We start from the raw sequence: 14,062 nt of genomic DNA, 5'->3' as shown, positions 1-14,062 counted from the left end.
AAATAATGCCGAATGCATATCTTAATTTACAGTAAATATAGTCAATTTACTTTTATTCCGCCCCAGATATTTGGCTTTAAAAGCTATCAAATAAGAAAAAAGCAATTGACCATGTTACTGTTTCATATTTATTTAAGTATATAAATTTTAAGAAACGGCACCTTTCGTGGCGTTGTTTTTTGTTGTGCAATCAACTCCCGTCATAGCCATTAATTCCATCAACATAATAGAAATCACACAAGCACAAACTGAATGCTTAAGATAAGTTCAAAGTAATATTCGCAAGTATGCCATTCATAAATCTGCAATCATTAAATATTTATCCATAGTATTCATATTTTTCTATAAAGAGTACTCCTTCAACCCTTACCATGCATCTTTTTCCAATCTGGAAGCCTTATCATATTTACACAGTAACCCAGCCGGCGCTAAATTCGCAATACAACAAGACATCAACAGGCGAACAGATACAAACTCATCTTATTTAAATATTTCAGAATCTCTAAATACAAATTCTGTTATGGTAACCCTATACCCATCTTCCTCATATTTATATAGATTCCATAAAGCAGCAACTGCCTTTAATAAGTAATCTTACGGCATTTTAAAAAGCCCTTATCCTTCTTGGGTAACTGATATTTCATTTTATTAAATATCATGATAATTGAAGCTTTTGCTATTTGATAATGAATTGGCTCTTTTATTGAATTCTCTTTTATGTATGATAAAATTATTTTATTTGTCCTGCATATTTAAAAGAGACTGCTGCTATATTTATCAGAGGTGATTTATGAGATATTCATTTGTTATATTCGATATTGACGGAACATTAATAGATACGGAATTTGCTGTATTAAGCTCCCTTCGGGATACAATTTTTGATTTAAAGGGCATACGCTATGAGGATAAGGAACTTAAATTCGCCTTAGGAATTCCAAGTGAAGAAGCCCTTCTGAAGCTAAGTATCGATAATGCTCAATTGCTTGAAGCCTATAACCTTTGGAATAAGAAATTTGAAAGATATATTCCTCAAATAAAGCTCTTTGACGGTATTATGCCATTAATAGAAAAGCTTCATAATAAAGGGATTCCTTTGGGGCTTTTAACATCAAAAGACAAAATCGAATTTGAAAAGGATTTTGCGCCTCTTGGTATCATGCCGTATTTTAAGCATATTGTTACTGCGGAAAGCACCTCTCATCATAAGCCTCACCCCGAGCCGATGATTAAAATGCTTGAACTATCAGGTATTAAAGCAGAAAAGGCTTTATATATAGGGGATAGCATCTATGATATGGAGTGCGCCCTATCGGCAAATGTAGACTGCGTTCTCGCCCTTTGGGGAAGAGAAGGCATTGACCATATTAAAGCTACATACTATGCTGAAAGCCCTTTGGAGCTTTGGGAAATATTAAACCCATAAGGTAATCTAATTAGCACCTATATTAACCCATATACTCGAATAAAAGTAAAACAGCAGCGTTGTAAATTTGCTTTTCCTTGATTTTATAGTAAATTTCATATAAAGAAGTAGCAAAAGCCTATTCTCATCAGGCGCAAAAATACGGATTCCCTTCGGAAACGGTACATTTTTGAACCTGTGTGAATATACGGCTTTGCTACTTTTAATTTTAAATTTACCATATACCTTCTTGGAGCCCGTTACTTATTCCGGAAGAAAAGTAAATTTACTATAAGACATATCGAATCAACATCTATTATTAAATAACAGAAGTATAAGACCTTTGCTCCTGTAAAATACTATTTATCGTTAAACTTTCAGAAGTATTTTCTATAAGGCCAAAGTCCGTCATCCGAACTATAAGCTAAAAAAAGGGTTCCGCAGGATTTATTCTGCGAAGCCCTTTTTAGACTTATTCTTTATTAATCTTATTTCTTATCAAAATTAGCCTTTGCGTCGTTCATCTCTTTTGTGGCTGTGGCTTCCGCTTCCGCAACTGCTTCTGCAATATCCATGCCTTCAAGAACAATTTTTTCCATGGCTGTCTGCATGCTTGAGTGAATAGCAATGGCATTTAAAGCACTTGGATCTCTAAAGCCGTAATCAAAGCAGTTTAAAGCAGGTGCTTTAAGATTATTTTCTGCAAGATAAGCCTTAAATTCTTCTGTTTCAAAAGCTGAATAGGTAAGAGGAAGATAGCCTGATTCAATGCCCCATTGGGTTGTGTTTTCTGTATCCATCCAGAATTTCATAAAATCCCATGCAACTTCTTTTTCAGCGTCTGAAACGGTGTTAAACATTGTCATATCTGTTCCTGAGAAAGTAACTGCCTTAACCTTACCTGCCGGTACCTCGGCGCTTTTAATATTTGTGCCGAATTCCTTTGCACCGTTATAAATATCTACGGTGTTTGAAGTGGTAGTAAAGCCTATGGCAAGCTCACCTCTTGTAAGGGGGCCCGTAATATAGCTTTCTTCCCAGCTAATCATACCGATACCCTCTTTCACCATGCCTGTGATAAATTCATAAGCTTCAATGGTTTCAGGAGAATTGAAGGTAATACTTTCTTCGTTTTCATCCATTAAATGGCCGCCTGCCTGCTCTACCCAGTAGCTGAAATCCGTTCCCACGGATTTATTAAAACCTACGCCGATAACGCCGTCTTTTGTTAATTTTTCCGCGGCGGTTCTAAGCTCTTCCCATGTGGTAGGAACGGAAACGCCGGCTTCATTCAGCATATCTTCATTATAAAACATTAAATATACGCTTTTGTTACAGGGCATGGTATAAGTAACATCGCCCCATTTGGAACGCTCTGTAAATATAGCAGGAATATCCTTCAGCTCTTCAGGCGTTAACCCCTTTTCAGAATCGTTAATAAAGCTATCCAGCTCCTGAACATAACCGTTCATGATATAGGCTGTAAGCCTATTGGCATAAATCATAGACATGGCAGGAAGCGTCTTGGACTGGGCCGCGCCTGAAATCTTTTCAAAAAGCTCCGTGTATTTGCCTTGGAAAACGGCGTTAACCTTAGCATATTCATGGGTTTCGTTATATTTATCAACGATATTTTGAAGGGCCTCACCGTTTGTACCGCTCATAGCGTGCCAGAATTCTATTTCCACTACCTCTTTCGGCTCCTCGCTTTTTTCCGCAGGCTTCGTTTCGGAAGGTGCCGGTGTCTGTGTTTCTGAAGGAGCAGGAGCCGCTTCATTTGAACCTTTGGATCCGCAGCCGCTTACGATAAGCCCTGCTGCCAATAAAAGAGACAATGCCTTTGCAATTGACTTTTTCATTATAATCTTACTTCCTTTCGTATGTATTATAATTTCTAATTTAACGTGAAAAGTCCTCCGACTTTCCCCTGGTGAACCAAGGGGCAAGGCTTTGCCGAACTCACGTTAATTTATATAATTAGCCTTTAATTCCGCTTCTGGCAGAACCGGCAATAATATACTTTCTAAAAAACAAATAAAGGATAAATATAGGCAGTATAGTGATAACTGCATAGGCGGAAACGTGGTTATGGCTTACGCTGCTGTCTGTAATAAAAGAAGAGATGCCCACAGGAAGGGTTCTTAGCTTCTCTGAATTGGTAACCAAAAGAGGCCATAAAAACTCATTCCAGCTATAGATAATCTTAAGTATGGCAACAGTCAATATGGCAGGCTGTGCAATTGGAACCATAACTTTCACAATATATTTAAAATCGGAACAGCCGTCGGCCTTTGCCGCATAATATAACTCCTTAGGGATACCTAAAAAGAACTGCCTCAAAAAGAATATAGAAAACACGCTGGTTGTCCAAGGGATAATCAAAGCGTAATAAGTATCAATCCAACCTAATTTAGACAGCGTAACAAAGTTCGGTATAATCAAAAGCTCGCTTGGCACCATCATGGTAGCTATAATCATGGAAAACAATAGGTCCCTGCCGGGAAACTTTAAATTAGAAAAGGCATAAGCCGCAAGCACCGACGTTATTACCGTAGCCGCAGTGACGCAGGCGGCGATAAATATACTGTTTAACAAATAAGTGTAAAGAGGTATTTTATTAAATACCACGCTATAATTATCCAGATGAAAGCTTTTCGGCAGTAAAGACGGGGGCATGGCATAAATTTCGCCGCTTGTTTTAAAAGAAGTTAAAATCATCCAGATAAAGGGCAGTATGGTGATAACGCTTCCTGCTATCAAAGCTATGTAAGTTGTTATATTCACGGTTTTTTTCTTCATAAGTACCCTCGCTCATATGTGGAATCCATTTCCTCTTACCTCTGAATATATAAAGTAAAAGCAAAGGATTATGCTATGATTTCATCAGAATTAAGATGCAGAATATTTTTTTGAAAGCCTTAATTGCAAAAGAGTTATTGCAAGAACAATGGCAAACAAAACCATGGTTGCGGCAGAAGCAATGCCATAGGCATATTTGGTGGCAAATTTATCGTAAATATAAAATACAAGGGTAAGGCAGCTTTTGGCAGGACCTGCCCCTCTTTCAAAGAGGATATAAACCTCATCAAATACTTTAAAGGAGCCGATAAGAGACATAATGCTTACATAAGTCAAAGTTGGCATAAGAAGAGGTATTGTTACCTTCGTGAGAATATGCCACCGGCTTGCTCCGTCTACCTTTGCCGCTCTGTAATAAGTGCCGTCGATATTGCTGAGGCCTGCCAGAAGAATAATGATGTTATAGCCTAAGTTCTTCCATATACTGAATATAATCAAGCTTGCCATAGCCCATTTCGGGTCTATCAGCCATTTAATGGGATCTATTCTGAAGAAGCCTAAAATATAATTCAAAAGCCCGAATTTTGAATCAAAGATCCATTTCCATACGGAAGCTACGGCAACGGAGGAAGTGATAAAAGGGATAAAATAAATACTTTGAAAAATGCCTTTAAACTTAATCTTCCTGTTCAAAAGAACGGCAATAAAAAGAGAAATAATTAAAGTAGCCGGCACGACCCCCAGCACAAATAAAGAAGTGTTTTTAAGGGCTGTCCAGAAGTCTGGGTCCTTTAAAATATCCGAAAAGTTCCCAAGGCCTACGGCATAAACCTCGTCTTTCATATAATTATATTTTGTATAAAAGCTCATAACCATAGCTTTAAAAATAGGATATATCTGAAAAACCCCCAGGATAACAAGGGCCGGCAATATACATAAATATCCCTTTAAAGCTTCTTTTTTTGAAGGTTTCATAGATGCACCTGAATTAAATTTCTATTTTAGTCTTTGTCTTTTCATCGAATAAAAATGCCTTATGTATATCCAGAGAAAGCTTAATACGCTCCCCTGTTAGGACGTTGCTTTCAAAGGGCAGATAACAGCTGATAACACTGTCATCGATTGCTACAGTGGCTATTCTTTCCTTTCCGGAAATCCGGCTGCTTTTAATTCTGCCTTCAATAAAGGGCTCATTTTCTAAAGCAGGCCTGATATGCTCTGCCCTCATGCATAAACAGCAGGGCTTGTTTACGGCCCCGGAAAGAGGATAATTCAGTTCTTTTATAAAAGCCTTCCCGTCGTTTATTTGAATATGGAAGGTATTTATTAAAGGGTTTCCGATAAACTCGGCGGAAAACTGATGTTCCGGCTTATAATAAAGCTCATAGGGAGTTCCGCTCTGGACAATTTTCCCTTTATTCATCAGGATAATACGGTCCGAAACGCTTAAGGCCTCTTCCTGGTCATGGGTTACGAAAACCGTGGTGATTTTCGCCTTTTTCTGTAAAGCAAGAATTTCCTCTCTGGTCTCAATACGGAGCCTTGCATCAAGGTTTGAAAGAGGCTCATCAAGAAGAAGTATTTCTGGCTTTTTCACAATGGCCCTTGCAATGGCAACTCTCTGCTGCTGCCCGCCTGAAAGCTGAGAAGGCTTTCTTTTAAAAAGCTCTGTTATCTGCACCATTTCAGCAACGTCTTCAATTTGACTTTGGATTTCTTTTTTCTTCATGCCTGTCATTTTAAGGGGAAAGGCAATATTTTCATACACTGTTAAATGAGGGTAAAGAGCGTAATTTTGAAATACAAGCCCCACATTTCTTTTTTCAGTAGGAATATTGCTTACATTTTTATGGGAGAAATATATTTCTCCTGCTGTAGGCATATATATCCCTGCAAGCATAAAAAGAATTGTGGTTTTTCCGCAGCCGCTGGGGCCTAAGAGAGTGACAAAATCCCCTTCTTCTATATCAAAGCTTACATTATCCACAGCTGTTACTTCATTAAATTTCATGCTTAAGTTTTTAACCGACAGTTTAGCCATTTTTCGCTACCGCCTTAATTTTATCTTCTATAAGCTTTTGGAATTCTTCTCCTTCTTTAGGGCTGTAGCCGTAGAACGCAGTCTTAATCCCTATTTCAAGAAGCATTTCTTCCAATATTTCCATAAATAAGCCCTTTTCATCGGCAAGGTATATACCCTCTACCTGATTATCCTTAAAGAGAGGATTACCGCCGATTTCTCCCTTCCAGTCTCCACGATAGGTTTTGGCAACACCGCAGGAAGGGCTTCTCTCAATTCCAATAACCCCAAAAAGCTGATAGCCGTTATTTATATACTCTTTCAGTTCATCTATATAGGGCATAAGCAATTCTCTGGATACTTTCCTATAATGAATGTGTTCAAACTGGTCCTTTACATGGCCCCATCTTTTTAATCCGTAGCAAACCATTTCAGGGCAGGGAAGCTGTATGGCCCCGATATTATGCTCAAAAAAAAGGGACAGTATTTTCCCTCTGATAATCGGTTCGCCTTCGATTGGATTCTTTCCGTAATTAATAACCTTAGAATGGGGATTAAAAAAACAATGAGAAATAAAAACAATGTATTTATCATTCATAGGAGTACCTCGAATTGTAAAATTCTTGTAAAATAATGTTAAGTAAGTGTTATTATACATAACCCTAAAAGGATTTTCAATTTATTAAAGCCTCTTATCCATTGGTTTTTTTTGTAATTGTTCATATGCAATATCATCATTTTCGATAATCAGATTTCACTATAGTTGGCACCTACGGGATAAGGAAAAGGTAATTTCTAATTGTCTTGTTCCAAAGGTTTCGTTGGGCTTATTATCTTTATCTTGTTCATAACTATAACTGCCTCTTCCTTATAAAAATAATCAGTTGACTGCCTTTTGCCGGCTATTAAAGGGTTTTATAATTTTTTTATAACACTATGATTTCGGACGAGGATAGGATGGATTTCATTATTATTTTTTCTAAAATATCGTCGGTATCTTTTTTATCTGTATGATTCTTCAGTTCTACTATGTTTATATCAAATGCGGCTACGCATTTATCAATGTGCTGTTAAGCACAACTATCATATGTATCTCTTCGTTATACTATCAATCAGTTATCGTGTTCATTGAAATACGCTCTTAGAATTATCGTATCGCAGCATATAGTAAATTTATAATAAAGAAGGAGCAAAAGCGTATTCTCAGCAGTCTCATTGTTACCAACTAAAACAAGCTTGATAACGGTAAAAAAACTCTCACTTAAAAAGGGTCCCTGGCTTACGCCTGTATTCTTTTCCAAGTTCATTTGGTATAAAAACACGGATTTCCTTCGGAAATGGCACATTTTTAAGCCTGCATGAATATACGGCTTTGCTACTATTTAACTTTAAATTACTATCCCTGATAACAGTGTTTAATATTTCTGAAAATAGAAAATAATCTCTCGTTCATCAGAATATAAAAAATCAGGCTAAAAGATACGATATCGTATCTTTTAGCCTGATAACCCTATTTATTGCTAATTTATTTTTCGATAAAGATTAAACCAGCTTCCCCTATTCAATAAAGTCAGTTTAACAATTAGAAGAAGCGACATATTCGTCAATCATATTCAAATACTCTTTTTTCTTTTCGTCAGAAATCCAAGCTATTTCAAAAGAGTTCTTTGCAATCTGAATGATATCTTCCTGCGTCATGTCGTACTTTTCGGCTAATGCAAACAGATTATCCGATATATAGCCCTGGAAGTACGCAGGGTCATCTGAATTAACTGTAACCTTAATGCCCTGGTGCAAAAGCTCAAGCATCTCCTTCCCCTTTAGGTCATCTACAATAAAGCCGTTGGACATAGGACAGCACGTAAGTCCAATGCCACGCTCCTTAATATAAGCAACCAAAGAAGGGTCTTCCACAATATTCGTACCGTGGTCCAGGCGCTCTACGCCAATATCCATCAATGCTTCTCGGATATGACCAATAGAGTTCTCCTGGTCAACGTCACAATGCATGGTGATATGAAAACCATCTTTTTTCGCCAGAGCAAAAACATCGGCGAACTTGCGCGGCGGATTGTTTCTCTCGTCTGAATCCAGGCCGATTCCTAAAATCTTATCCCTATAAGGCAGTGCCTGCTTATATGTTTCCATCGCGGATTCGGCTGACATATCCCTCAGAAAGCACATAATCAAATGAGCTTCAATACCCAGCCCGCATGCCTCAATGGTTGCCTTATAGTATCCGTTAATGACGGTTTCAAACGGTATGCCTCTGGTTGTATGTGCCTGCGGGTCGAAAAATAACTCTACGTATTTGACATTATGTATCTTCGCTTTCTTCAGGTAATCCATCGCCAGTTCGCAAAAATCGTCTTCATCTCTCAGTACATTCATAGCCGGATAGTAAACCTGTAAAAATGAACTCAGAGAATCAAACTGATACGTTGCTTTTATCTCTTCAATTGTATGCTGTCCAATATCAATACCATTCTTTTTTGCTAGCTTTAGCTTAAGCTCCGGCTCTAATGTTCCCTCAAGATGGAGGTGAAGCTCTGCTTTTGGCAGACCTTGAATGAATTCTTTCGTTACCTTTTTGTTTTGCATGTGAGTTTTCCGCCCTCTCTAAATAATAGATTATATTGTTATCCTAATTAATGTTTAATTTCTGATTAAATATTTTACTTGGCATAACAAATTAAATTCAGTGGCTCTCCTTAGACTTGTTTGTGATTCCCGCTATGCTCATAAAAGATGCTATTTACTCTTTAATTTAACCGGAATAAATGTTTCCGCTTCCCTCATCCTTACGTTTCAATAATTTCAGCAGGCGCAAAGATTATTCCATTGCATAATAATTTAAGTAAATATTGACATGGCAGTTGTTCATGGAAATATTCTAACACAAGGGTTTTAAGACCACAATCCCTAAGATTTCGAAATTTTTCTCGTTCTTGTTCATAACTTTTAATATCATCTTAAATAATTAAAGAGCCGCTATGAAACGGCTCCTTAATTAAAAATATATTCAAATATAATTTATTTGCTTACAGTCCAGAATAAAAGCCTTTTTTTGAATCTGTCAAAAGAGTACATTACAAGAACTATAAAAACCGATGTGAAGAATAAACCTCCTAGTACCCTGGCATAGTCTGAGAAGTCTGCGTAATATTGTATAAACCTGCCAAGGCCGGAATTTGTGGCAAACATTTCTGCAACCGCCAGAAGAATAAAGGCAAAGTTTAAAGCTGTTCCGGCCCCTGCAAATATCATTGGGGAGGCTGCCGGAAGAATTACATTTATAAGCTTTTTCATGCCTTTAAACTCTAAAACCTTTGCGTTATCCAGATATTTATTGTCAATAAGGGCTATGCCGTTTATAGTTCCATTAAGAAACGGCCAAAAACAGCCTATAAATATGATTGCAACAGATGACAAGTAAAATGTAGGCATAAGCGCTATTAAATAAGGAACAAGCATAGACGGCGGTATGGGGTTTAAGGCAAATATAATAGGTTTTAGGTTCTTCATAATGGCTTTATTTGTACCTATAATTATGCCGAGAATGATGCCTGTAAAAGCCCCTCCGAAATATCCCGGAATAAGAAGCTTAAGGGAACTTATAAGGCTCGTAAAAAGCTTAGGCATAGACTCGAAAAAAACAGGAATTATCTTTGAAAATCCTGGGAAAAGCACAGGGTCAAGCAAGCTTTTGCCTTCCGTAGAAAAAAAATAGAGCAATATACTAAAGGCAATTATTAAAATAGTTCCTTTATATCCTGCAATGGTTCCTATAAACTTTTTTATGGCTGTGCACCCCCATTCCTTTTATTCTGTTATAAAAATTATTCATTGTATTCTATGAATTTCTCCTGGAGCTTCTTATAAAATTCGCTTTCAGGCTCTTTCTGGGTAAGCTCGTCCAATGCTTCCTTATAAAGTTCGATATTGATATGGTCATCAACATCAATATCCCCCGGCTCAATATAATCCATATCGATAAGAGTATCCCACATATACTTTACACCTTTACTCTTAGGGTCTGTCTCAAAGATCTGATTGGTTTCAAGAAGCATTGTTCTTGCATCCTCTTCATTTACTTCAAGATATTTCATGTTAAGTTCTACACCGTATTCAGGATCATCTTGAAGAACCTTTTCCGCCCTTATGTAAGAACGAAGGAATCCTTTTACCGCATCTTTATTTGCCTCTATCCATGCATTATTAGCAACAGGGCGGCAGCATACATGAACAGGATCCCAGAAATCGTTACTCCAGCCTATAATCTGAAGGTCTGCAGCAAGAGCCTGAAGATAAGTGGAATTTGTTCCTATGCCTATATCGGCTTTGCCTGATTTTACGGCCTCAAGAACTTCGGTAGGCTTTTTGAATTCTATGATATTTACATCTTTTTCAAGGTCATAGCCTGCTTCCAGCATAGCTCCCCTCCACACGATATCCGGGGTGTACATTCTGGGGGTAGCTACAGTTTTTCCAACATAGGATTCAAGGCCTGTATATTCAAGGTTGGAGGCGGCGTATACAGGCATACCCCCTGATAAATATCCGCCGAAAATACTAAAATCTGCTCCTTTTGTAACAAATGTAAGCGGTGCAGCCGTTCCGAAGGAAACAGCGATATCTATTTTACCTGCCTGAAGGGCCGTTAAAGCGTCTGTTGAATTGGAAAAGGGAACAAGCTCTATTTCTATGCCTTCTTCAGCCGCTATACCCTTCTCGATAGCTATAAAACCAAGGATATTTCCTGTTCCCGGATTATAGGCAACTTTAAGCTTTTGTAATTCTTTCTTTTCTTCTTTACTTTCTTCTGTTTGCTTTTCTGTTGGAGCCTCTGTTTTAGAGGCTTCATCTTTTTTTACGGAAGCTTCTTCCTTGGGTTTTTCCGCCGGTGCGGCGGCTCCAGAGCAGCCTGAAAATATTCCGCCTGCCATAACTAAAGCAAGCATAAAAGATAAGAATTTCTTCATGTTAAGTCTCTCCTTAATTTTCATTTATTCTCTTTTCAATATCTTTGTTCAAGATATGGATAAGCTTGTTTCGAAGTTCAATAATGCTTTCATTTTCAAAAATATTCTCACGGGTAAACCCTTTTTTATCCTCAAAAGCATAGGTATAAATCACATTGCTTGGGCTTGAGCCAAATACAAATATTTTAGTTGAAAGCAGTATGGCTTCATCAACATCATGGGTTACAAAGAAAATAGTCTTTCTTTTTTCCTTATCCTTTTGCCACAGCTCAAGAACAAGATTTTGAAGCCTTGCTCTTGTAATGGCATCTAAAGCGCCAAAAGGCTCATCCATAAGAAGAACCGGCGGGTCTAAAGCAAAGGAGCGGCAAATGGCGCATCTTTGGCGCATTCCTCCTGAAAGCTCATGAGGATATTTATAAAAGACACTTTCGTCAAGACCTACCTCTTTAATGAAATACAGGGCTCTTTCTTTAAGCGCGGCTTTGCTTTCATCCTTATATTTCTGGCTTAAAGATAAAGTTATGTTTTTTCCCGTAGTAAACCACGGAAACAGGCTGTAATCCTGAAAAACTACGCCGCGGCTTAAGCTGGGGCCATCTATGGGGCTTCCGTCAATGAAAATATTACCGGAATCCGGCTTTTCAAGCCCAGCGGCAAGCCTTAAAAAGGTGCTTTTTCCGCAGCCGGACTGACCAAGGATACATACAAAGTCCCCTGCTTCTATTTCCATATTAATTTTGTCTAAAATCAATTCCTTATCATAGGAAAACCTTAGATTTTCAACCTTTACGTCAAACACTTATGTACCTCCGGAATTGCTTAAATTTGATAAGTATATATGCTTTGTATAATACAAAAGAGCATTTTATTTTTAGCCCGCTAAATACTGATATCAAGCTCAAGAAGAGCCATTCCCAGAGATTTTCCATGCTTATCTACGGCGAGGCTTCTTGTTACGCCTCCCCCTAAAGCATTTTCCATAACAAAATTAAAACCCCATATGGAATCCACTTCATACCGTTTTACTTCTCCAAAGCATATTTCAGAAAAGAAGTCTATAACCACTTCGGCAGTAAGCTTTTTCTTTAAAAGCTCGTAAGCTTCCTCTGTGCAGGCAATCACCGCTATATTGGACTTGTTCCCCTTATCCCCAGTTCTTACATGGGCAATTTCTCTAAGCTTCATGATTACACCTCTCGATAAATTACTTTATACGCTACATCATCTCTGGGAATAATTATATTTTCCACAGAAAGCATCTCCTCAACGTTTGAAGATATGCCTGCCCCTCCGGCAGGGCCGTTGGTATACATGCATTCTATCTCTCTTACAATCGCTGTTCCCGTTTGCCTGTCTTTTGTCCTTGCGGATATTCTAAGCCTTATTTCATTGGAGACCTGATTATTGATATATGATGATATTTTATCTTTATAAAGGGAGTTATACCCTATAAAATCAACCCTGAATTCATCTGCTTCAAGGCCCAGAAGCTCCATTCTTTTTTCCACTATTTCAGCGCATAGCCTTGCTCTATTTAAAGCATTTGAACCCCCGAAGCTTATGCCTGCCTCCGCCTCATAACAGTTCTGATACCCTATGTTAACCTTATAGTCTAAAGGCTCTCCTTTTGAAGTTGCGTTTTCCGCAAGCACCTTATCCTTATCTATTTGCTTAAAAGTCACCTTTGAAAAATCAGCAACTGCATCGGGGGTAATATAATTTGCCGGGTCGGCTATTTCATAGAGGAGCTGTTCTTTGCATATAGATGTATTTACTGCTCCCCCGGAGCCTTCCGGCTTGGTTATAATAAAGCTTCCTGTTTCATCTATCTCTGCAATAGGAAAGCCTAATATATGCAGGTTCTCTAAATCCTTATATCCCGGATCAGCATAAAAGCCCCCTGTAAGCTGCCCCGCGCATTCCAGAAGATGCCCAAGGAGAACAGCCTGTCCCATTTTATCCCTATCCGCAGCCGTCCAGCCAAATTCATGTTTCAAAGGGCCTACAAATAAAGAGGGGTCCGCTATTCTTCCTGTAATTACCATGTCGGCGCCGTTATCCAAAGCCTCTTTTATAGGGTCTCCGCTTAAATATACATTGGCAGAAACAATATGTCCGTCAAGGGAAGAAAGCTTTTTTGAACCATCATCCCATAGAATATTATCGTAATAGTCCTTTACCTTATATAAAATATCGTCTCCTAAAACCATAGCTATTTTAAGGCCCGTTACTTGAAGCTCCTCAGCTATTTTAATGATTTCCTTAACTGCTTCTTCCGTATTTGCTCCGCCCATATTGGAAATTATTTTAGTTCCTTTTTCCTTGGCAAGCTTTAAAATGCGCCTCATTCTTATATCAAGCATAGGATTATATCCCTTTTTAGGGTCTTTTAGCTTTGCCTTTTGAGCGGCAGCAATCGTCCTTTCCGCAAGACATTCAAATATTATGTAATCAAGATTTCCTTCTTTTATAAGCTCCTCTGCCGGCTCAAGCCTGTCATAGGTGCACCCTCCCGAGCCACAGCCTATACGTATTTTTTTCAATGTCCAACACCCTTTATATTATAAATTTGATTCCACAATATCTTTTAATATTATGAAACTATGTATTTTTATTTCCGGGAAATAAAATATCAGATATAAAACAGGAGAACTGCAATTGATATGCGGTTAATATTGCATCAATCTTATAAAAATGCATATTTTAAGATTAAATATTCAATTATAATAATCTCTAAATGGAATATTAATTGAAACTATATATTCAAATCAGCTTAACTATCGGTCTGTTTATAATAAAAGCGTTATTTTTCAAGCTATTAGTAAGTATGCTTCTGTTGTCTTTAGTAATTTATTT

The 14,062-nt window shown here is 37.8% G+C and carries 12 protein-coding genes and 1 pseudogene; 1 reads left to right on the top strand and 12 read right to left on the bottom strand.

Features of this window, described 5'->3' with window-relative positions; translation table 11 throughout:
* Positions 1-366: 366 nt before the first annotated feature.
* Positions 367-465, bottom strand: a pseudogene (locus NBX03_RS16160) (TIGR03943 family putative permease subunit); the annotation flags it as partial.
* A gap of 325 nt (positions 466-790) precedes the next feature.
* On the opposite strand from NBX03_RS16160, the gene NBX03_RS05670 reads away from it, so the two are divergent.
* Positions 791-1,423, top strand: coding sequence for an HAD family hydrolase (locus NBX03_RS05670; RefSeq protein WP_250229785.1), 633 nt, complete (start codon positions 791-793; stop codon positions 1,421-1,423).
* Positions 1,424-1,890: 467 nt separating this feature from the next.
* Here NBX03_RS05670 and NBX03_RS05665 read toward each other — a convergent pair whose 3' ends face one another.
* From NBX03_RS05665 to NBX03_RS05615, 11 genes are all read right to left on the bottom strand, one after another.
* Complete coding sequence (locus NBX03_RS05665) at positions 1,891-3,261, bottom strand: ABC transporter substrate-binding protein (protein WP_250229784.1); 1,371 nt, start codon at positions 3,259-3,261, stop codon at positions 1,891-1,893.
* 118 nt (positions 3,262-3,379) lie between these two features.
* Complete coding sequence (locus NBX03_RS05660) at positions 3,380-4,201, bottom strand: carbohydrate ABC transporter permease (RefSeq protein WP_250229783.1); 822 nt, start codon at positions 4,199-4,201, stop codon at positions 3,380-3,382.
* Between the two features lie 90 nt (positions 4,202-4,291).
* Positions 4,292-5,176 (bottom strand): carbohydrate ABC transporter permease, encoded by an 885-nt coding sequence (locus NBX03_RS05655; protein ID WP_250229782.1) that lies wholly within the window; start codon positions 5,174-5,176, stop codon positions 4,292-4,294.
* Between the two features lie 13 nt (positions 5,177-5,189).
* Positions 5,190-6,242 (bottom strand): ABC transporter ATP-binding protein, encoded by a 1,053-nt coding sequence (locus NBX03_RS05650; protein ID WP_250229781.1) that lies wholly within the window; start codon positions 6,240-6,242, stop codon positions 5,190-5,192.
* Entirely contained in the window at positions 6,235-6,819 is a 585-nt protein-coding gene (locus tag NBX03_RS05645; protein WP_250229780.1) for a CD3072 family TudS-related putative desulfidase, read from the bottom strand. The genes NBX03_RS05650 and NBX03_RS05645 overlap by 8 nt, the downstream gene beginning before the upstream one ends.
* A gap of 977 nt (positions 6,820-7,796) precedes the next feature.
* Positions 7,797-8,822 carry an adenosine deaminase gene (gene add / locus NBX03_RS05640; RefSeq protein ID WP_250229779.1) on the bottom strand — a complete coding sequence of 342 codons (1,026 nt, stop codon included), beginning with the start codon at positions 8,820-8,822 and terminating at the stop codon, positions 7,797-7,799.
* 432 nt (positions 8,823-9,254) lie between these two features.
* The gene (locus NBX03_RS05635; RefSeq protein WP_250229778.1) at positions 9,255-9,923 is read right to left on the bottom strand and encodes an ABC transporter permease; all 669 of its coding nucleotides are present in this window, start codon (positions 9,921-9,923) and stop codon (positions 9,255-9,257) included.
* 137 nt (positions 9,924-10,060) lie between these two features.
* Complete coding sequence (locus tag NBX03_RS05630; protein ID WP_250229777.1) at positions 10,061-11,203, bottom strand: ABC transporter substrate-binding protein; 1,143 nt, start codon at positions 11,201-11,203, stop codon at positions 10,061-10,063.
* Between the two features lie 13 nt (positions 11,204-11,216).
* Entirely contained in the window at positions 11,217-12,005 is a 789-nt protein-coding gene (locus NBX03_RS05625; protein WP_250229776.1) for an ABC transporter ATP-binding protein, read from the bottom strand.
* 80 nt (positions 12,006-12,085) lie between these two features.
* Positions 12,086-12,391, bottom strand: coding sequence for an AtuA-related protein (locus NBX03_RS05620; RefSeq protein WP_250229775.1), 306 nt, complete (start codon positions 12,389-12,391; stop codon positions 12,086-12,088).
* Positions 12,392-12,393: 2 nt separating this feature from the next.
* Positions 12,394-13,749, bottom strand: coding sequence for an acyclic terpene utilization AtuA family protein (locus NBX03_RS05615; protein ID WP_250229774.1), 1,356 nt, complete (start codon positions 13,747-13,749; stop codon positions 12,394-12,396).
* Positions 13,750-14,062: the final 313 nt, after the last annotated feature.

The sequence above is a fragment of the Anaeropeptidivorans aminofermentans genome (genome assembly GCF_940670685.1).
GTDB classification, from domain to species: domain Bacteria; phylum Bacillota; class Clostridia; order Lachnospirales; family UBA5962; genus Anaeropeptidivorans; species Anaeropeptidivorans aminofermentans.
The sequence above is the reverse complement of the archived record's forward strand: the minus strand, read 5'-3'. Positions and strand labels throughout refer to the sequence as shown.